General features: G+C 69.1%; 18 protein-coding genes. 11 read left to right on the forward strand and 7 right to left on the reverse strand.

Features of this window, described 5'->3' with window-relative positions; genetic code table 11:
- Positions 1-7: 7 nt before the first annotated feature.
- Positions 8-505: a LabA-like NYN domain-containing protein gene (locus tag IEV64_RS11400; protein ID WP_007273428.1), complete on the reverse strand. Its 498-nt coding sequence runs from the start codon at positions 503-505 to the stop codon at positions 8-10.
- A 389-nt stretch (positions 506-894) separates the two neighbouring features.
- Between IEV64_RS11400 and dapA the strand changes: the two genes are divergently transcribed.
- The 11 genes from dapA to psmA all read left to right on the forward strand — a co-directional run bounded on the left by dapA (position 895) and on the right by psmA (position 9,980).
- A complete protein-coding gene (gene dapA, locus IEV64_RS11405) occupies positions 895-1,812 on the forward strand; it encodes a 4-hydroxy-tetrahydrodipicolinate synthase (RefSeq protein ID WP_188423907.1) in 918 nt (305 codons plus the stop codon).
- Positions 1,809-2,570, forward strand: coding sequence for a 4-hydroxy-tetrahydrodipicolinate reductase (dapB, locus tag IEV64_RS11410; RefSeq protein WP_188423908.1), 762 nt, complete (start codon positions 1,809-1,811; stop codon positions 2,568-2,570). Before dapA ends, dapB begins: the two co-directional genes overlap by 4 nt.
- Positions 2,567-3,409: a 2,3,4,5-tetrahydropyridine-2,6-dicarboxylate N-succinyltransferase gene (locus tag IEV64_RS11415; RefSeq protein WP_007273425.1), complete on the forward strand. Its 843-nt coding sequence runs from the start codon at positions 2,567-2,569 to the stop codon at positions 3,407-3,409. The genes dapB and IEV64_RS11415 overlap by 4 nt, the downstream gene beginning before the upstream one ends.
- On the forward strand, positions 3,406-4,653 hold the full coding sequence (gene lysA / locus IEV64_RS11420; RefSeq protein ID WP_007273424.1) for a diaminopimelate decarboxylase: 1,248 nt from the start codon (positions 3,406-3,408) through the stop codon (positions 4,651-4,653). Before IEV64_RS11415 ends, lysA begins: the two co-directional genes overlap by 4 nt.
- A gap of 20 nt (positions 4,654-4,673) precedes the next feature.
- Complete coding sequence (gene dapF, locus IEV64_RS11425; RefSeq protein WP_188423909.1) at positions 4,674-5,540, forward strand: diaminopimelate epimerase; 867 nt, start codon at positions 4,674-4,676, stop codon at positions 5,538-5,540.
- Positions 5,537-6,646, forward strand: coding sequence for a M20 family metallopeptidase (locus IEV64_RS11430; RefSeq protein ID WP_007273423.1), 1,110 nt, complete (start codon positions 5,537-5,539; stop codon positions 6,644-6,646). Before dapF ends, IEV64_RS11430 begins: the two co-directional genes overlap by 4 nt.
- 50 nt (positions 6,647-6,696) lie before the next feature.
- Complete coding sequence (locus IEV64_RS11435; protein WP_007273422.1) at positions 6,697-7,254, forward strand: BGTF surface domain-containing protein; 558 nt, start codon at positions 6,697-6,699, stop codon at positions 7,252-7,254.
- Positions 7,255-7,423: 169 nt separating this feature from the next.
- Entirely contained in the window at positions 7,424-8,119 is a 696-nt protein-coding gene (locus IEV64_RS11440) for an RNase P subunit p30 family protein (RefSeq protein WP_007273421.1), read from the forward strand.
- Entirely contained in the window at positions 8,103-8,726 is a 624-nt protein-coding gene (locus IEV64_RS11445) for a class I SAM-dependent methyltransferase (protein ID WP_188423910.1), read from the forward strand. The genes IEV64_RS11440 and IEV64_RS11445 overlap by 17 nt, the downstream gene beginning before the upstream one ends.
- 9 nt (positions 8,727-8,735) lie before the next feature.
- Complete coding sequence (locus IEV64_RS11450; RefSeq protein ID WP_188423911.1) at positions 8,736-9,215, forward strand: Rpp14/Pop5 family protein; 480 nt, start codon at positions 8,736-8,738, stop codon at positions 9,213-9,215.
- 6 nt (positions 9,216-9,221) lie between these two features.
- On the forward strand, positions 9,222-9,980 hold the full coding sequence (gene psmA / locus IEV64_RS11455; RefSeq protein WP_188423912.1) for an archaeal proteasome endopeptidase complex subunit alpha: 759 nt from the start codon (positions 9,222-9,224) through the stop codon (positions 9,978-9,980).
- A 168-nt stretch (positions 9,981-10,148) separates the two neighbouring features.
- Here the strand turns inward: psmA and IEV64_RS11460 are convergent, their stop codons facing one another.
- From IEV64_RS11460 to IEV64_RS11485, 6 genes are all read right to left on the reverse strand, one after another.
- Positions 10,149-10,502: a helix-turn-helix transcriptional regulator gene (locus IEV64_RS11460; protein ID WP_004970927.1), complete on the reverse strand. Its 354-nt coding sequence runs from the start codon at positions 10,500-10,502 to the stop codon at positions 10,149-10,151.
- Between the two features lie 25 nt (positions 10,503-10,527).
- Positions 10,528-11,280 (reverse strand): NRDE family protein, encoded by a 753-nt coding sequence (locus tag IEV64_RS11465; protein WP_188423913.1) that lies wholly within the window; start codon positions 11,278-11,280, stop codon positions 10,528-10,530.
- A 66-nt stretch (positions 11,281-11,346) separates the two neighbouring features.
- The gene (folP, locus tag IEV64_RS11470; protein ID WP_188423914.1) at positions 11,347-13,860 is read right to left on the reverse strand and encodes a dihydropteroate synthase; all 2,514 of its coding nucleotides are present in this window, start codon (positions 13,858-13,860) and stop codon (positions 11,347-11,349) included.
- 159 nt (positions 13,861-14,019) lie between these two features.
- Positions 14,020-14,445: a universal stress protein gene (locus IEV64_RS11475; protein ID WP_007273415.1), complete on the reverse strand. Its 426-nt coding sequence runs from the start codon at positions 14,443-14,445 to the stop codon at positions 14,020-14,022.
- 317 nt (positions 14,446-14,762) lie between these two features.
- Entirely contained in the window at positions 14,763-16,385 is a 1,623-nt protein-coding gene (gene purH / locus IEV64_RS11480) for a bifunctional phosphoribosylaminoimidazolecarboxamide formyltransferase/IMP cyclohydrolase (RefSeq protein WP_188423915.1), read from the reverse strand.
- A gap of 127 nt (positions 16,386-16,512) precedes the next feature.
- A complete protein-coding gene (locus IEV64_RS11485; protein WP_425433188.1) occupies positions 16,513-16,971 on the reverse strand; it encodes a DUF7344 domain-containing protein in 459 nt (152 codons plus the stop codon).
- Between the last annotated feature and the right edge of the window lie 31 nt (positions 16,972-17,002).

The following is a 17,002-nucleotide window of genomic DNA, read 5'->3' on the forward strand; positions in this document are numbered from 1 at the left end:
GCGGGGATTACAGCAGGAACGTCTCTTTTCGCTCCGAGAGGTCGATGAACGTGTCCGCCGCCGCGACGAGTTCCTCGGCGGTAGACTCCCTGAACGCCATCACCTCGACTCGGACGCCCTCGTGGCGGAGGTGGGTACAGAGCCGCTCGAAGTCGCCGTCGCCCGAACAGAGGACGACCGTGTCCACGTGGTCGGCGAGGCTAACCGCGTCGAGCGCGATGCCGAGGTCCCAGTCGGCCTTCTTCGAGCCGTCGCCGAACGTCTTGATGTCCTTGATTTTCGTCTCGAAACCGATGTCGACGAGTGCATCGAAAAAGCTCACCTCGTCGGGCGAATCCGCCCGGATGACGTAGGCGATGGCGCGGGTGAGCGCGCGGCCCGCCGTCCCCTTCTGGAGGAGCGACGAGTAGTCGATGTTCCGCGAGTACAGGCTCTGTGCCGTATGGTAGAGGTTCTGTGCGTCGGCCAGGATGGCGACGCGCTGGTCGGGGTGAATCTCGGTCATTCGTACGACGCTTGGACGGCGCGGACTAATAACCGTCCGGGGAGACGGGAACGCGGCGGACGGACGTCCACCTCGGCGACCGAGAACCGGCGGAAGGCGTCCCGAGACGCCCTTCAGCCCGCCCACTCGCTCCGGCAGGACCTGCAGACGACGCAAGTTATATTACGCTTCCGGCACCTGCATCCGGTGTGAACGACGCGACGCGGCCCTCGCAGGTCACCACACCTTCGACAGCGTCGCGTGCCGCTTTCTTTTCGAAAAAACGTGCGTACTGAATCGCTCGTTGCGGGAGTAGCGACCCCGTCTCGGGCGGCCTTCGGCTGACGCACGTTCCGGTCACACGACCGATATCGACGCTCCCACGACCGTCACCACACCCACCAACCACAATGACATCACTCGACTTCCGCGGCGTCTATCCCGCGATGACCACGCCGTTCCACGAGGACGGCAGTATCGACTTCGAACAGTTCCAAGCCGACGTGCGACGCCTCGAAGAAGCCGGCGTCGACGGCGTCGTGCCCGTCGGTTCGACCGGCGAGTCCGCGACGCTCTCCCACGACGAACACGTCGAAGTCGTCGAGGCGGCCGTCGAGGCCGTCGAGGACGTGCCCGTCATCGCCGGCTCCGGGTCGAACTCGACCCGCGAGGCGCTCGAACTCTCCCGGCGCTCCGCCGACGCCGGGGCCGACGCGTTGCTCCTCATCTCGCCGTACTACAACAAGCCCGAGCAGGCCGGCCTCGTCGACCACTACCGGACCATCGCCGACGAAATCAACCTGCCGCAGATCGTCTACAACGTCCCCAGCCGGACCGGAAGCAACATCCTGCCCGAGACGGCCGCGACGCTCGCCGAGCACCCGAACATCACCGCCTACAAGGCCGCCAGCGGCGACCTCGGCCAGGTTTCGGAGGTCGTCGAGCGGACCCGAGACGAGCAGTTCGCGGTGCTGTCGGGCGACGACGCGCTCACGCTCCCGATTCTCTCGGTCGGCGGCGTCGGCGCCATCTCGGTCACGGCGAACGTCGAACCCGCGCGCGTCGGCGCGATGGTCCACTCGGCGCTACAGGGCGACTACGAGCGCGCCCGCGACATCCACCACGACCTCGCCCCGCTGAACCGCCACCTGTTCTCCGAGACGAACCCCATCCCGGTCAAGGAGGCCATGGAGATTCGGGGCTACGGCCCGGCGCGCCTGCGCCCGCCGCTCACCCGACTCACGGAGGACAACACCGAGGAACTGCGCCGCCTGCTGTCCGACCTCGAAGCGGGGCAGGCGATTCCGGACGGGGGGAGCGACGAGTGACGGTCTCCGTCGGCGTCACCGGCGCGACCGGCCGCATGGGCGGGGAAGTCCTCGCCGTGGCCACCGACCGCGACGACCTCTCGGTCGCCTTCGCGGTCAGTCGCTCGCCCGGCGAGTCAGTCGAAGGGGTCGCCGTCGAGGACGCGGCCGACTTCGCCGACCTGCTCGCCTCGAACCAGCCCGACGTCGTCGTCGATTTCACCGGTCCGGCGTCCTGCATCGAGTACGCGTCGGCCTGCGGCGAGGCGGGCGTCGCCTTCGTCACCGGCACGACCGGGCTGAGCGAGGGCGGCTTCGACGCGCTCCGCGAGGCCGCATCGGAAGTCCCGGTGCTGTACGCGTCGAACTTCTCGCGGGGCATCGCGGCGCTCCGCCGGGCCGTCCGCGAGGCGGTCCCGGCCCTCGACGGCTACGACATCGAACTCACCGAGACGCACCACAACGCCAAGCGCGACGCCCCGAGCGGGACGGCGCTGACCCTCTTGGACGATATCGACGACGTGCGCGGCGAGTCCGAGCGCGTCCACGGCCGCGAGGGCGAAGCGCCCCGGTCCGAAGGCGAGGTGGGCGTCCACGCTCGCCGGGCGGGGGATATTGCCGGAGAGCACGAGGTATTACTGGCTGGAAATCACGAGTCTCTTTCACTCACGCACCGCGCGGGGTCGCGGGGAGTGTTCGCCGCCGGCGCGCTCGACGCCGCGGCGTGGCTCGCCGACCGCGACGCCGGGTGGTACGACTTCACCGAGGTACTCGAATGAATCTGGAATCCGACGTACGAGACCTGTGGCAGCGATACGACGACGGCGACGTCGACGCCGAATCGGCGACCGTCGACGAGCTCGACACGCTCGACGCGTTCCTCGACGCCCTCGAAGCGGGCGAGGTGCGCGCCGCCGAGAAGACCGGCTCCGACGTGACCTCCTGGGAGGCAAACGAGTGGGTCAAGCGGGGCATCCTGCTCAACTTCGGCCTGCGCGAGACGCTCGCCCGCGAGTACGGCGACGTCCGCTATCACGACGTGCTCCCCCTGCGCGACACCGAGGACCTCGGCGAGCGCGGCACGCGCAACACCCCGGACGGCACCGCCATCCGCCGCGGCGCGTACCTCGGCTCCGACTGCATCATGATGAGCCCCTCGTTCGTGAACGTCGGCGCGCACGTCGGCGACGGCACGCTCGTGGACTCCTGTGACACCGTCGGCTCCTGCGCGCAGATCGGCGCGAACGTCAAGCTCGGCGCGAACACGCTCATCGGCGGCGTGCTCGAACCCGTCGAGGACGCCCCGGTCGTCGTCGAAGACGGCGCGGCGCTCGGCGCGGGCTGTCGGGTCACCTCCGGCTTCGTCGTCGGCGAGAACTCCATCGTCGGTGAGAACACGCTTCTGACGCCCCGCATCCCCGTCTACGACCTCGTGGACGAGGAGATTTACTACGGCCACCTGCCCGCGAACCGCCGCGCCTTCACGCGGTTCGTGGAGTCGTCGCTCGGCGACCACGACCTCTTTGCCGGCGGCGCGTACAAGCCCGCGGTCGTCGCCCTCGACATCGAGGACGACACCCTCGACGCGACCCGTCGGGAGGAGGCACTGCGCGAATGAGCGGCGGCGGGCCGGCCGTCCGGCGGCTCTCGGACTGGGACCGCGAGCACCTGCTGTCGCTCGCCGACGAGTTCGGCTCGCCGCTGTACGTGACCGACCTCCGTCGCGTCCGCGAGAACTGTTTCCGACTCCGCGAGGCGTTCCCCGAGGCGCACGTCAGCTACGCCGTCAAGGCCCACGCCGGGCGAGCGGTGCTCGAAGCTGTCCGCGAGGCCGGCGTCGACGCCGAGTGCGCCTCCGCGGGCGAGGTCGAGCGCGCCCTCGACGCGGGCTTCCCCGGCGAGCGCGTCCGCTACACGGCGGTCAACCCGCCGGACGCCGACCTCGACCACGTCGTCTCGCGCTGGGAGTCGAACCCCGAGATGACCGTCACGGTCGGCGCGGCGGACACTATCGACCGCCTGCGCGAGCGCGGCTTCGACGGGCGGCTCTGCCTCCGGGCGAACCCCGGCGTCGGCGCGGGTCACCACGAGAAGGTCACGACCGGCGGGCACGCGAAGTTCGGCATCCCCATCGACCGCGTCCCCGACCTCGCCACCGACGTGCGCGAGGAGTTCGACCTCGTCGGCGTCCACGCCCACGCCGGAAGCGGCATCTCCGGCGACGACCTCTCGGCGCACCGCGAGTTGGTCCGCCGGATGGGCGACCTCGCCCGCGAGGTCGGCGACCTCGAATTCGTCGACGTCGGCGGCGGCTTCGGCGTCCCCTACCGCGAGGACGAACCGCCGCTCGACCTCGCCGCCGTCGCCGACGCGACCCGCGAGGCGCTCGGCGAAGTCGACGCGCGACTCGCAGTCGAACCCGGCCGCTACGTCGTCGCCGACGCGGGCGTCCTCCTCTCGGAAGTCAACACGGTGAAAGAGACCCCCGAGACGACCGTCGTCGGCATCGACGCTGGTATGACGACTCTGCTCCGACCGGCGATGTACGACGCGTACCACGCGATTTCCAATCTCTCTCGGCCCGACGCCGACCCGGTTTCGACCATCGTCGCGGGCCCCGTCTGCGAGACGAGCGACGTGTTCGCCGACGGCCGCGACCTCCCCGAACCCGAGCGCGGCGACTGTCTCGCGCTCGGCAACGCGGGGGCGTACGGCTACGAGATGGCCAGCACCTACAACTCTCGACCGCGCCCCCCGGAAGTCGTCCTCGACGCCGACGGCCCCCGACTGGCCCGCCGGCGCGAGACCCTCGACGACGTCACCGCACTCGAACGAACCGCATCCGAGCACATCCCCAACTGACCAAGCACCAACACAGAATCATGAGCGTACTCAACACCGTTCCCTTCGAAAAGTTCCACGGCACTGGAAACGACTTCTTCGTCGTCGACGCAGACGACCCGGTCCCGGACCGACCCGCCTTCGCGCGCACCCACTGCGACCGCGAGGCCGGAATCACCATGAGCGAGAGCGAGCGACGCGGCGCAGACGGCGTCCTGTTTCTCGCGCTCGAATCGCGTTACGACCCGCCGCGGGTCGTCATGACGCTCGTCCAACCCGACGGCTCGGTCGCCGCCATGTGCGGCAACGGCGCTCGCGTCGCGGCCGCGTGGGCCGCCGAGCGAACCGGCACGGACGAAGTCATGATAGACACGCCCGCCGGCACCCGCCGCGCGAACCTCGACGGCACCGACGTGACCGTCGAGATGGGCGCGCCCTCCTTTTCGCCCCGCGACGTGCCGCTTTCGGCCGACGACGAACTCGTCGAGACCGAGGTCGAGGGCCTGACGGTCACGGCCGTCAACACGGGCGTTCCCCACGCCGTCGCGTTCGTCGACGACGTGGACGACGTTGACCTCGAATCGGTCGCACCCGCGGTCCGCCACGCCCCGGTGTTCCCGGACGGCGCGAACGTCACGCTCGCCTCCCCCGACGGCGAGGGCGGCTTCCGCCAGCGCACCTTCGAGCGCGGCGTCGAAGGCGAGACGCAGTCCTGCGGCACCGGCGCGGTCGCCGTCGTCGCGGCCGCGAAGCGACTCGGTCGCGTCTCCGGCGACGAGTCCGTGACCGTCTCTCCGCCGGGCGGCGCGCTCTCCGTGACCGTCCCCGACGAGGGGTCGGCACTCCTCGGCGGACCGGCCGTCTACGAGGGCGACGGCGAAGCCGACATCGTCTTCCGCGAGCGATGAGCGGCGACGCCGACGGGTTCGACCCCGTCGCGTTCCTCGAACGCGCCGTCCCCGTCGCGTCGAACGACGACGTGGGCGAGATGCGCGACCTGCTGGTCGAGACGCTCGAAACCGAGGGCGTCTCGCCGACCGTGGACGACGCCGGCAACACCGTCGCCTCGAAGGGAGCGGCGGAGCCGGCGACGCACCTCGTCCTCAACACGCACATCGACACCGTCTCGCCGCACGTCCCGTACGAACGCGACGAGGGCGTCATCCGCGGCCGCGGCTCCTGCGACGCGAAAGGGCCGCTCGCGGCCCTGCTATCGGCCTTTTTCGCCGTCGACCCCGGCCCCGACAGCCGAGTCACGCTGGCGGTTACGCCCGACGAGGAACTCCTCTCGACCGGCGCGGCCGAACTCGACCTCGACGGCGACATGTACATCGTCGGCGAGCCGACCGGCCTCGACGTCTGTACGGCCGCGAAGGGCCGGTTCGAGGGAACGGTGTCGCTGTCGGGCGTCGCCGCGCACGCGGCCGAGCCGCAGTCGGGCGCCAACGCCGTGGACGCGCTCGCGCCGGTGCTCGACGCCCTCCGGTCGTTCGACGACGGCCGCGAGGCCCACCCCGAACTCGGCCCGGCGACGCTGACGCCGACGATGGTCGACGGCGGCGCGAACTCGAATCAGGTCCCCGCCGACTGCCGGCTCGTGGTCGACCGCCGGAGCGTTCCCCCGGAGACGGCCGACGGCTTCCGCGAGGAACTCCAGTCGACGCTCCGGGCCGCGGTGTCGGACGGCGTGTCCGACGACGTGAGCGTCGATTTCGCGCTCACCGAGCGCCCGACGCCGTTCCTCGAAGCGTTCGCGACCGACCCCGACCACGAGCTCGTGACGACGCTCGCGGCGGCCTCCCGAGACGCCGGCGGGCGGGCGGACGTCCGCCCCTTCACCGCCGCGACCGAGGCCTCCTACTTCTCTCCCGCGCCCGTCGTCGTCTTCGGACCCGGCCACCTCGCCGACGACGAGGGCGCGGTCGCGCACGCCGACAGAGAGTACGTGCGCACCGAGGACGTGCGGACCGCGGCCGCCGCGCTCGAAGCCGCGGTCGCCGCAATCGTCGCCTAAGTGTCGGCTAATCACAACGTACTTGTTGTCCGAACGATACGTTTCGGACGATGCGCCCTCCCCACCTCAGCGTCGCTCTCCTCGTCGTGGTCGCGCTGTCGCTGTCCGGCGTCGCCGCGGCCGACAGCGGCACCGTCATCGACCACCCGGGCGACGAACTCACGCTCGACGCGGTCGACGGCGAGCACGTCCACGGAACGACCCCGTACGCGACCGGGACGCTCATCGGCGTCCGCGTGCAGTCCGTCGGCGACACCCACCCGTTCCTCGTCTCGAAGGCCGTCCGCGTCGGCGAAAACGGAAGCTTCGACGTGACGTTCGACCTCTCGGAACTGGCGCGACTCCGCGGCGGGCCGGTCAAGGTCTCGGTTCGCCGCGACCAACAGACCACCTACGAGGAAAACGCCACGCTCGTGACGTACGACATGCCCGAGAACTCGACGCTCACGCCCGATATCGGAGAGGCCGACGCGACGGCCGAGACGGCGGCCTCGTCGCCCGCGACGACGAGCGATTCGCCGTCCGGAATCGAAATCCCCGGCTTCGGCGTGGGCGTCGGTGTCGCCGCGCTCCTCGTCGCGTCGCTCGTCGCCGCCCGCGGCGTCTGAGCGCCCGTTCGCCTGTTCACCCGTTCGCCTGTTCACCCGCTCGCCCGTTCGCCTGTTCACCCGCTCGCCCGTTCGACCGTTCGCTCGCCTACTCACCCGTTCGCTCGCGCCGACCGCCCCGCGGCTCCGGAACGCAACGCCCTTTTCCCACCCGCACCTGAGTCGACGTATGTACGAGGCGGTCTACGCACACCCCGACGGCGAGAGCACGGTCAGTCGCGTCGCCGTCGCCGCCGGGCGGTACGACTACGACGGCGTCGTCGTCCGCGCGCTCGACGCCCGCCCCGACTACGACCGTCTCCGCGAGGCGCTCGACGTTGACCTCGTCGACGCCGTCGAAATCGACGCCTCGAACCCGGAACAAGCCAGCGGCGCGGTCGGCAACTACCGGCCACAGCGCGAACTGCTCGTCCTCCGCGGGGGGACGAACGCGCTCAACCGATTCGCCGTCGAACAGCCGCGAATAGACGTGCTCTCCCGGCCGATGGCGGGCGAGGGCAACTTCAACCACGTCCTCGCCAAGGCCGCCCGCGACAACGGCGTCCGCGTCGAGTTCGACTTCGGGCCGGTGCTCCGAAGCGACGGGGGAACCCGCGTGCAGGCCATCTCGGCGCTCCGGAAACTCCGCGAACTCGTCGAGTACTACGACGCGCCCTACGTCGTCTCCGCGACCCCGTCGTCGCACCTCCAACTGCGGAGCCCCCGCGAGTTGGCGGGGCTGGGCGAGGTCATCGGCTTCGACCGCGAGCAGGTGCTCGACGGCCTCCGCGAGTGGGGCCGCCTCGCGGCGCGCAACCGCGAGCGCACGTCCGAGTCGTTCATAGCCCCCGGCGTCAAACGGGGACGGTATGAAGAAGACGATTGAGGAACACGCCGCCCGCTTTTCCCACATCGCCGCGGAGTACGACGACTCCCAAGACAGCGACGAGTACCGCGCGTGCGTCTCGCTCGTCGTCCACTACGTCGACCCCTCCCCCGAGGACGTGGTGCTCGACCTCGGAACCGGTACGGGCGCTATCGCCCTCGCACTCGCCCCCGACGCGAAGCGCGTCGTCGGCCGCGACATCAGCGAGGGAATGCTCGAACAGGCCCGCACCAAGGCCGCCGAAGTCGGCATCGAGAACGTCGAGTTCGGCGAGGGCCGGTTCCGCGACCCCAACGTCGGCGACGAACAGGTCGATATCGTGGTCACGAACTTCGCCATGCACCACCTCTCGGACGAGGAAAAGCGCGAGGCCATCGACGTCATCGCCGACCTCGGACCGCGGCGGTTCGTCCTCGGCGACGTGATGTTCTTCGGGACGCCCGACCCCGACGAGCCGTTCTACTCGCCCGAGGTGGACGACCCCGCGACCGTCGGCTTCCTCGCCGACGCGCTCACGGACGCCGGCTTCGTCCTCACGGCCGTCGAATCGGTCCACGAGCAGGTGGGTGTCCTCGTCGCAGAGCGAGCGCCGACCGCCGACGAGTGAGCTGAGCCGATGAAACACCTGCCCAAACACCTCCGGCCGCGGCGGCGATACCTCGCCGTCGAAGTCGAGACGTGGCCCGACGCCGACCTCGCCCGCGGGCCGTTCCAGCGCGAACTCTGGTACGCCGCCCAGAACCTCTACGGCGACGCCGGGAGCGCCGACGCCGACCTGACCGTCCTCGGGTTCGACTACGCCGACGGCGTCGCCGAGACCGTCGTCCGCGCCCGACGCGGTCACGTCGAAGACGCCCGGGCCGCGCTCGCCTGCATCAACGCCGTCGGCGGCGACCCAGTGGGGGTGAGAGTGCGAGGCGTCTCGGGGACAGTGCGTGCCTGTTCGGAAAGGTATTTACACGGCCGGGCCGGAATTTCCGAGGAGAGAACCGTCGTGTTCGAGAACGAATCCCGAACCGCCGTCGTCCGCGACTCCCTCTTCGACGTTCGCGGTTCGGACGGGTTCACGGGCGCGACGCAACTCGATTTCGAGTGATATTCCATGCAGGGACAAGCGCAACAACAGGCGTACGACCGCGGGATTACGATCTTCTCGCCGGATGGTCGACTCTATCAGGTCGAATACGCTCGCGAGGCCGTCAAGCGCGGCACCGCGAGCATCGGCGTGCGAACGCCCGAGGGCGTCGTCCTCGCGGCGGACAAGCGCTCTCGCTCGCCACTGATGGAACCGACGAGCGTCGAGAAGATTCACAAGGCGGACGACCACATCGGCATCGCGAGCGCCGGCCACGTCGCCGACGCCCGCCAGCTCATCGACTTCGCCCGCCGCCAGTCGCAGGTCAACCGCCTCCGCTACGGCGAACCCATCGGCATCGAGACGCTGACCAAGGAAGTCACCGACCACATCCAGCAGTACACGCAGGTCGGCGGCGCGCGCCCGTTCGGCGTCGCACTCCTCATCGGCGGCGTCGAAAACGGCACGCCCCGCCTCTACGAGACGGACCCCTCGGGGACCCCCTACGAGTGGAAGGCCGTCTCCATCGGGGCGGACCGCGGCGACCACCAAGAGCACCTCGAAGAGAACTTCCGCGACGACCTGAGCCTCGACGAGGGCATCGAACTCGCGCTCGAAGCCATCGCCTCGACCAGCGACGAGGGCACCGCCCCCGACGGCGTCGACGTGGCGACCGTCTCCGCGGAGTCCGAGCGCTTCGTCGAACTGTCTAACGACGAAATCGAGAGCTACCTCGAAGCCAACGACCTGCTGGCGACCGAGGACGACGAACAGACCGAAGAGTAAGCCGCGTCCCGCGGTTCTCGGTTCTCGGTTCCCGCGCGTTCTTCTCCGACCCCCGTCCGGCGAGCGACCGCGTCGCTCGCGGTCGGAACGACGAGGCGGGAACGGAAAACGGAAACAGAATCTGGAAAACGGTCGGCTATCGGGCCGCGGAGAGAGACCGCAGGCGGCTCAGTACTCCTCGTAGGCGAGGTTCATGAGCCACTGCGAGAAGGCGTTGCTGTTGGCGTTAATCTCCTCTTCGCCGATGAGCGGCGAGAGCATGTCGCCCGCCATCAGCATCGCGAAGTCGAGGTCGCGCGCGGCCGGTTCGAGGTAGTAGGTGGTGTGGCCGTTGTAGACCGTCTCGGTCCGCTTGATGAGACCGAGCGACTCCAGCACCTCGGCGATGCGACTCCCCTTCCGGGAGGAGATGTCGAGTTCTTTCCAGAAGTCGCTCTGGTGGATGCCGCCCGACTCGCGGATGAGTTCCAGTCCCGCGCGCTCGTCGGAAGAAAGGTCTTGCTCGGCTTCGCTCGCGCTCATACCACGTACACGTCGTGCGAGCGGTTTAATCCTGACGTTCGACCGGTTCGAAGGCGGTCTGACACGGCGGGCCGTCGGCGAATTCGTACGCGAATTCCGCCTCGCCGAGCGTGATGACCGACGACGAGCGCGTGCCGAACCGACCCTCCGAGTCGTGGACGCAGACGCCGAAGTCGTGGTCGCCGAGCGCGGCTTTCGCCCGCTCGCGCCACGCGCCCACCGACTCGCTCGGCTCGGGCTGAAGCGCCTCCTCTAGCCGCCGGGCGTTGTCGGCCTGCCGTTCGCCCACCTCGGGGCGTCGCTCGGGGACGAACCACGAGTCGGGCGTCCCGACGTTGACGACGACGCGGACGCCGGGGTCGAAGTTCCGAACCGACAGACTGCCGTCCCACTCGAAGAACAGCGCGGCGTTCTCGTCGGCGACGACGAGATTGAAGCCGTCGTAGACGTGCTTGTCGACCGCGCGCTCGACGAACCGCGCCGCGTCCTCGGCGGTCTCGCGGCGGAGCGCGTCGCGGACGAGGTGACCGCGAGAGCGCTCGCCGCCGCCCGAAACCTCGACCCAGCGGTTGGTGATGCCGACGAAGACGCCCGCGTCGTTGTAACCGACCCATGTGCCGCCAGCCTCGGCATCTCGCGGAGCGACGACTGCGGGGCCGTCGCCGTTTTCCCACCGCCGGGGCGGTTCGGCGGGCCTGCCGAGGAGTTCGTCGCGGTTGGCGGCGACGACGACCGGCGCGGCTTCGAACACCTGCCACGCGAGGATGAGTGTGCACACGAGGAGAGAGTAGACGCCCGGCGCAGAAAAACACCGGTTTCACCCCGACGCGCTGGGCGTCGGTTCTCAGTCTTCGCGTTCCGCGTCGTCTTCGAACCGACTCGGGTCCCGCGAGGCGAGCGCGACGTTCACGGCGGCGACGTTCTCCGGCACGTCGTGGACGCGGACGATGTCGGCCCCGCGGTCGGCGGCGATGGCCGTGCCCGCGACGGTCGCCGCGAGGTTGTCGCCCGGCTTCTCGCCGACGAGCGAGAACATCGACTTGTGGGAGTGGCCGACGAGAATCGGACAGCCGAGCGCGGCGAACTCGTCGGTGCGCCCGAGGAGTTCGAAGTTCTCGGCCTTCGACTTCCCGAAGCCGAGGCCGGGGTCGACGATGATGTTCCGCCGCGGAATGCCCGCCTTCTCGGCGAGCAACACCAGCTCGGTCAGCTCGTCGATGACGTCCTCGACCACGTCGTCGTAGTCGACCTCGCGGGACGGGTCGACCGGCGCGTCGATGCTGTGCATCACGATTACCGGCGCGTCGCGCTCGGCCGCGAGGAAGCGCATCTCGGGGTCTTCGAGGCCGGTCACGTCGTTGAGGATGTCCGCGCCGGCGTCGAGAGCGGCCTCGCCGACCGCGGCCTTCCGGGTGTCTACCGACACGAGCACGTTGAGGTCGGCGATGGCCTCGATGACGGGCGCGACGCGGCGAATCTCCTCGTCGACGGGCACCTCGGCCGCGCCGGGGCGGGTGCTCTCGCCGCCCACGTCGATGATGTCCACGCCGGCGTCGACCATCGCCCGCGCCTGCTCGACGGCGTCGTCGATGTCGTAGAACTCCCCGCCGTCGTGGAAGCTGTTCGGCGTCACGTTCAGGATGCCCATGACGGCCGTGCCGTCGTCCCACGGGTAGTCGCCGGCTTCGTCGCGGCCGGCGTCGCTCGCGTCGCCGCCCTCGTCGTCTTCGCCGGCGTCGGCCGCCCCGATGTCGAGCGTCCCGCGAATCTCCTCGGCGACGCCCGCGAGCGCGTACGGCTGGGCTTCGAGGCCCGCCGTCAGGCGCTCGAACTGGTTGAGCGTCCCGGTCAGAACCACGTCGACGAGTTCCCCGCCGAACTCGTGGCCCGAGACGGCGCAGTCGCCGCCGACCGACAGCAGTTCCTCGCGGAGTATCCGGGCCTGCCGGCGCTGGACGCGGGTGTGGACCGTTCGGTTGACCGCCCGCTTCGCGCGCTCGCTCCGTTCGGCGGCGTCCGCGACGTTCGCGCGTTCGAGCGTCCGGCGGGCGTCGTCGAGCGTGCGGTGGGCCTTCGGGACGACCGCCCGCGTCCACGTCGTGCGGGCCTCGGCGACGACGTACAGCGAGCCGACGACGAGCACGCAGTCGTCGGGGTCGGCGCGGGCGCGCGCCCGGTCGAGCGCCGAGGCGACCGCGCCGCCGGTCTCGACCGCGGGACCGTCGAGTCGCTCGAAGACGGACGACAGTATCTCGGGGGCCTCGCCCCGCGAGATGTCCGCCTTGCAGGTGACGACCGACGCCACCTCCGGGAGCGCCCCGACCATCTCGCGGTGGTCCTTGTCGTGCATCGCGCCGTAGACGAGGTGGAGGTCGTCGTAGTCGAACTCCTCGAGGACGGTGGCGACCTGCGCGCAGGCGTCGGGGTTGTGCGCGCCGTCGAGGACGACCGTCGGCTCCGTGCCCATGACCTCGAACCGACCCGGCCAGTGGGCGTTTCGGAGGCCGCGGTGAATCGCCTCCGCGCCGATGTCGGGGCGGACCTGCCGGGCGAGCGAGACGGCGATGCCGGCGTTTCGCGCCTGATACGCGCCCAAAAGCGGGATTCGAACGTCGAGCGTCTCGGCGTCGGTCTCGACGGTGACGGCGGCCTCTTGGTGGTTGACGCGGCCGCCGTAGGAGGCGCGAACGTCGGCGTCTGAGTCGGCGTCGCCGACGGTCAACACGTCGCCGGCCTCCTCGCGGATGACCGACAGCGCCTCGCCGGTCGCCCCGGTCACGAGCGGCGCGTCGGCGGGCGCGACGGCGGCTTTCGTCTTCGCGATTTCCGCGACGGTGTCGCCGAGGACGGCGGTGTGTTCGAGCGAGACGTTGGTGACGGCGCTCGCGACCGGGTCGACGGCGCTCGTCGCGTCGAGTTCGCCGCCCATCCCGACTTCGAGGACCGCCACGTCGACGCCCGCGCGGTCGAAGTACCACAGCGCGAGGGCGGTGACGGTCTCGAAGAAGGTCAGCGGCTCGCCGTCGGCGGCGCGCTCGACGAGGAACGGCTTGGCTTCGGCCACGAACGCCGACAGCGCGGACTTCGGAACCTTCCGGCCGTCGACGCGGATTCGCTCCCGCACGTCGTCGAAGTGCGGCGAGGTGTACAGGCCGACGTGCGCGCCCGACTCGCGCAGTATCGCGTCGACCATCCGGGCGGTGCTTCCTTTGCCGTTCGACCCCGCGACCTGCACGAACGACACGTCTTCGTGGGGGTTGCCGAGGTGAGAGAGCAACCGCCGAATCGACTCGGTCCCCGGCTTGACCTGAAACCGCCGGAGGTCGAAAAGGAAGTTCACCGCCTCGTGGTACTCCATACGCGTGAGAAACCGGACGGTGGGCTTAGGCCTAACGCTCGACGTCACGCCTGCGACAGGTCGGCGGTCGCTGGGCAGACCAACCGCGGCGGCGGGAGTTGTCGGCGACGCTCCGCGAGCGCCGCAGTCCGTCATCGAAGCGCCTCTGACGCGCCCAGTTCAGTCGATGTGGACGACGAGCACCGGGCGCTTGGCGTTCTCGATGACGCGCTCGGTGACGCTCCCGAGCGAGGTGAGCTTGTCGCGGCCGGTCCGCCCGTGGGTCCCCATCACGACCACGTCGACGCCGTGTTCGTCGGCGTAGTCGAGGATGACCTTGTGCGGGACGCCGTCTCGAACCGCCGTCGTCGCCGCGGTCTTCCCCTCGCACTTCGCGGCGCACCGCTCGACCGCATCGACCGCGTCGTCGCGGAGCGACTGGATGACGGCGTCCTGTTGGTCGCCGCCGGCGGCGAGGTACACCCGCTGGTCGACGACCGACAGCACGTGAATCGTCGACTCCGCCCCGGCGAGTTCGAGCGCGTGCTCGATTGCCTGCATCGTCCCCTCGCTCCCGTCGGTCGGCACTAGGATGTGTTCGTACATATCTCTGTGTTCGCCTCGCCGACACTTGAAGGGACACCGTCGGTGTTAGGTCGTGGGAACGGACGGGCCGTGAAGAAAGCGAGGTTCTGAGAACAGGAGACGGACGTTCCCTCGCTTCGTTCAGTCGTGTCTCAAATCGCGCGAGACTCGCACCGCTCGTCTCGCTGACTTCCGTCACTTCTTCACGCTGTTCAGTCGTGGCGGAAGCACCGAAGCACTCCCTTCGGTCGTGCTTCGAGCTTTAGGCTCTCTTTCGCTTCGCTCAGTCGTGCCTAAAGCACCGTGTCCGCGCTACGCGCGGCCACGAGTTTCCGTCACTAATCGTGACGGAAACACCGCTGGCCGGTGAAGACCATCGCAATCCCGCGCTCGTCGCACGCCTCGATGACTTCCTCGTCGTTCACCGACCCGCCGGGCTGGATGACCGCCTCGATGCCCGCGTCGGCCGCCTTCTCCACGCCGTCCGGGAACGGGAAGAACGCGTCGGAGGCCATGACGGCACCCTGCGCGTCCTTTCCCTCGGCGTGTTCCTCGGCCTTCATCGCGGCGAGTTCGACCGCGTCGACGCGGGAGACCTGCCCCATGCCGACGCCGACCGTCTCGGTTCCCTTGGCGAAGAGAATCCCGTTGGACTTCACGTGCTTCAGGACCTTCCACGCGAACAGCATCGTCTCCAACTGCTCGTCGGTCGGTTCGGTCTCGGTGACGACTTCGAGGTCGTCGAGCGTCGGCGTCCAGAGGTCGCGCTCCTGAACGAGCCGGCCGCCGACGAGCGCCTTCTCGGTGTAGGTTTCGGTGCGCTCGCCGAGTTCGCCCACGTCGCCAGACTGCGTCTGGCTGCCCGGCAGATGTAATCTGCCGACGTCGAGGACGCGGAGGTTCTTCTTCTCGGTGAGCACGTCGAGCGCGTCGTCGGTGTAGCCGGGCGCGACGACGACTTCCTTGAACGAGTCGACGATGAGTTCGGCCGTCTCGGCGTCGCACTCGCGGTTGAGCGCGACGATGCCGCCGAAGGCGCTCATCGGGTCGGTGGCGAGGGCGTCGGCGTAGGCTTCAGCGAGCGTGTCGGCGGTGGCACAGCCGGCGGGGTTCGTGTGCTTGATGACCGCCGCGGCGGGTTCGTCGAACTCCTTGATGATGTTGAGTGCACCGTCGGCGTCGTTGTAGTTGTTGTACGACAGGCCCTTCGCGCCCTCGTTGAGCTGGGGCGCGCCGACGACCGACGCCTCGTCGCACGTCTCGTCCACGTAGACGGCGGCGTCCTGATGGGGGTTCTCGCCGTAGCGGAGTTCGTCGTAGCGGTCCTCGGAGGTGACGCGGCGCTCGGGGAGGCCGGCGTCCACGTCGCCCTCGACGGTGACGGAATCGTCTTCGACCGTCACGCGGCCCTCGGCGAACCAGCGGACTGCGCGCGGGTAGGCCTTGAACTCGGCGTCGTAGAGGACGCGCGATTTGAGGTCGTCCGCGTCGTCGTCGGTGTACACCGGGACGGCCTCCTGCGTCACGATGGGCCCGGCGTCGACCTCCTCGTTGACGACGTGGACCGTACAGCCGGTCGTCTTGACGCCGGCGTCGAGGACCTGCTCGTGGGCGTCCATGCCGGGGAACGCGGGAAGGAGCGACGGGTGGACGTTGAGCGTCGTCGGCGCGGCGTCGAGGAACGTCGAGGTGAGCACGCGCATGTAGCCGTCGAGACAGACGATATCGAAGTCGTAGTCCGCGAGAGCGTCGAGGATGCGCTCCTCGTGGGACTCGCGGGACTCGTCGTCGCCGCGTTCGACGACCTCGCTGGGGATGCCGTGTTCGTCAGCCCAGTCGACGACGGGCGCGTCGGCGCGGTTCGAGACGACGACGCCGAGTTCCGCCCCGCCGGGGGCGCGGTCGGCGACGTTGCGCAGGTTTCGTCCGCGGTTGCTCGCGAGACCGGCGATGGTGACCATGTGAGAATGGCGACCCGCGGCCCTCAAAGTGGTTGCGGTCCTTGGTCGGGAAGTAAACAGGTACGTGTATTATATTGTCGTATCGACTCCCCGATAACCGATTATTTGGGCTCGTTTGTGCATTACGTCACGTGAGCTGGTCTCGCTCCTCCGTGTGTTCTCTCTCGAGTTCGGGAGGTCTCTCTGTCGTACCGAGACGCATCTGAAAGTAATTCTGGTAAGTGTGTACGGTCGACACCAACCCAATCGCCAGTACGAACATCACGAGCCAAACGTCGTACGGCACGAACGTGCCGGGAGGAATACCGACACTCGACGTGAGGAGCACACCAACCGTGATTCCAGTGACCCACAGATACACTGGTCCCCAGGGAATGTCGTCTTTCTGAACCACCGAGAGATAGATGTCGACGTCTCTGCCCCGTTCAGCCAGTCCGACTCGTTTCCGCCTCGGGTCGTACTCCACGACGTCGATGTCTTCCATCCTGGGAAGGTGAAACTGCAACAGTGCGGTCTGGACCCGGTTTCGCTCCGTTGCAGTGACCGCTTCGACCGGCTGTGTTGAATCACTAGACGGCGTCGGGATGGGGCGCTAAATCAAAGGAGTTGAAGCGGAG

Source organism: Haloferax sulfurifontis, from assembly GCF_014635105.1.
GTDB classification, from domain to species: domain Archaea; phylum Halobacteriota; class Halobacteria; order Halobacteriales; family Haloferacaceae; genus Haloferax; species Haloferax denitrificans.

Excerpts from the sequence above, each read along its gene's own strand:
- IEV64_RS11400 (WP_007273428.1), bottom strand. The coding sequence starts at position 505 with ATGACCGAGATTCACCCCGACCAGCGCGTCGCCATCCTGGCCGACGCA.
- dapA (WP_188423907.1), top strand. The coding sequence starts at position 895 with ATGACATCACTCGACTTCCGCGGCGTCTATCCCGCGATGACCACGCCG.
- IEV64_RS11415 (WP_007273425.1), top strand. The coding sequence starts at position 2,567 with ATGAATCTGGAATCCGACGTACGAGACCTGTGGCAGCGATACGACGAC.
- lysA (WP_007273424.1), top strand. The coding sequence starts at position 3,406 with ATGAGCGGCGGCGGGCCGGCCGTCCGGCGGCTCTCGGACTGGGACCGC.
- dapF (WP_188423909.1), top strand. The coding sequence starts at position 4,674 with ATGAGCGTACTCAACACCGTTCCCTTCGAAAAGTTCCACGGCACTGGA.
- IEV64_RS11430 (WP_007273423.1), top strand. The coding sequence starts at position 5,537 with ATGAGCGGCGACGCCGACGGGTTCGACCCCGTCGCGTTCCTCGAACGC.
- IEV64_RS11435 (WP_007273422.1), top strand. The coding sequence starts at position 6,697 with ATGCGCCCTCCCCACCTCAGCGTCGCTCTCCTCGTCGTGGTCGCGCTG.
- IEV64_RS11440 (WP_007273421.1), top strand. The coding sequence starts at position 7,424 with ATGTACGAGGCGGTCTACGCACACCCCGACGGCGAGAGCACGGTCAGT.
- IEV64_RS11445 (WP_188423910.1), top strand. The coding sequence starts at position 8,103 with ATGAAGAAGACGATTGAGGAACACGCCGCCCGCTTTTCCCACATCGCC.
- IEV64_RS11450 (WP_188423911.1), top strand. The coding sequence starts at position 8,736 with ATGAAACACCTGCCCAAACACCTCCGGCCGCGGCGGCGATACCTCGCC.
- psmA (WP_188423912.1), top strand. The coding sequence starts at position 9,222 with ATGCAGGGACAAGCGCAACAACAGGCGTACGACCGCGGGATTACGATC.
- IEV64_RS11460 (WP_004970927.1), bottom strand. The coding sequence starts at position 10,502 with ATGAGCGCGAGCGAAGCCGAGCAAGACCTTTCTTCCGACGAGCGCGCG.
- folP (WP_188423914.1), bottom strand. The coding sequence starts at position 13,860 with ATGGAGTACCACGAGGCGGTGAACTTCCTTTTCGACCTCCGGCGGTTT.
- IEV64_RS11475 (WP_007273415.1), bottom strand. The coding sequence starts at position 14,445 with ATGTACGAACACATCCTAGTGCCGACCGACGGGAGCGAGGGGACGATG.
- purH (WP_188423915.1), bottom strand. The coding sequence starts at position 16,385 with ATGGTCACCATCGCCGGTCTCGCGAGCAACCGCGGACGAAACCTGCGC.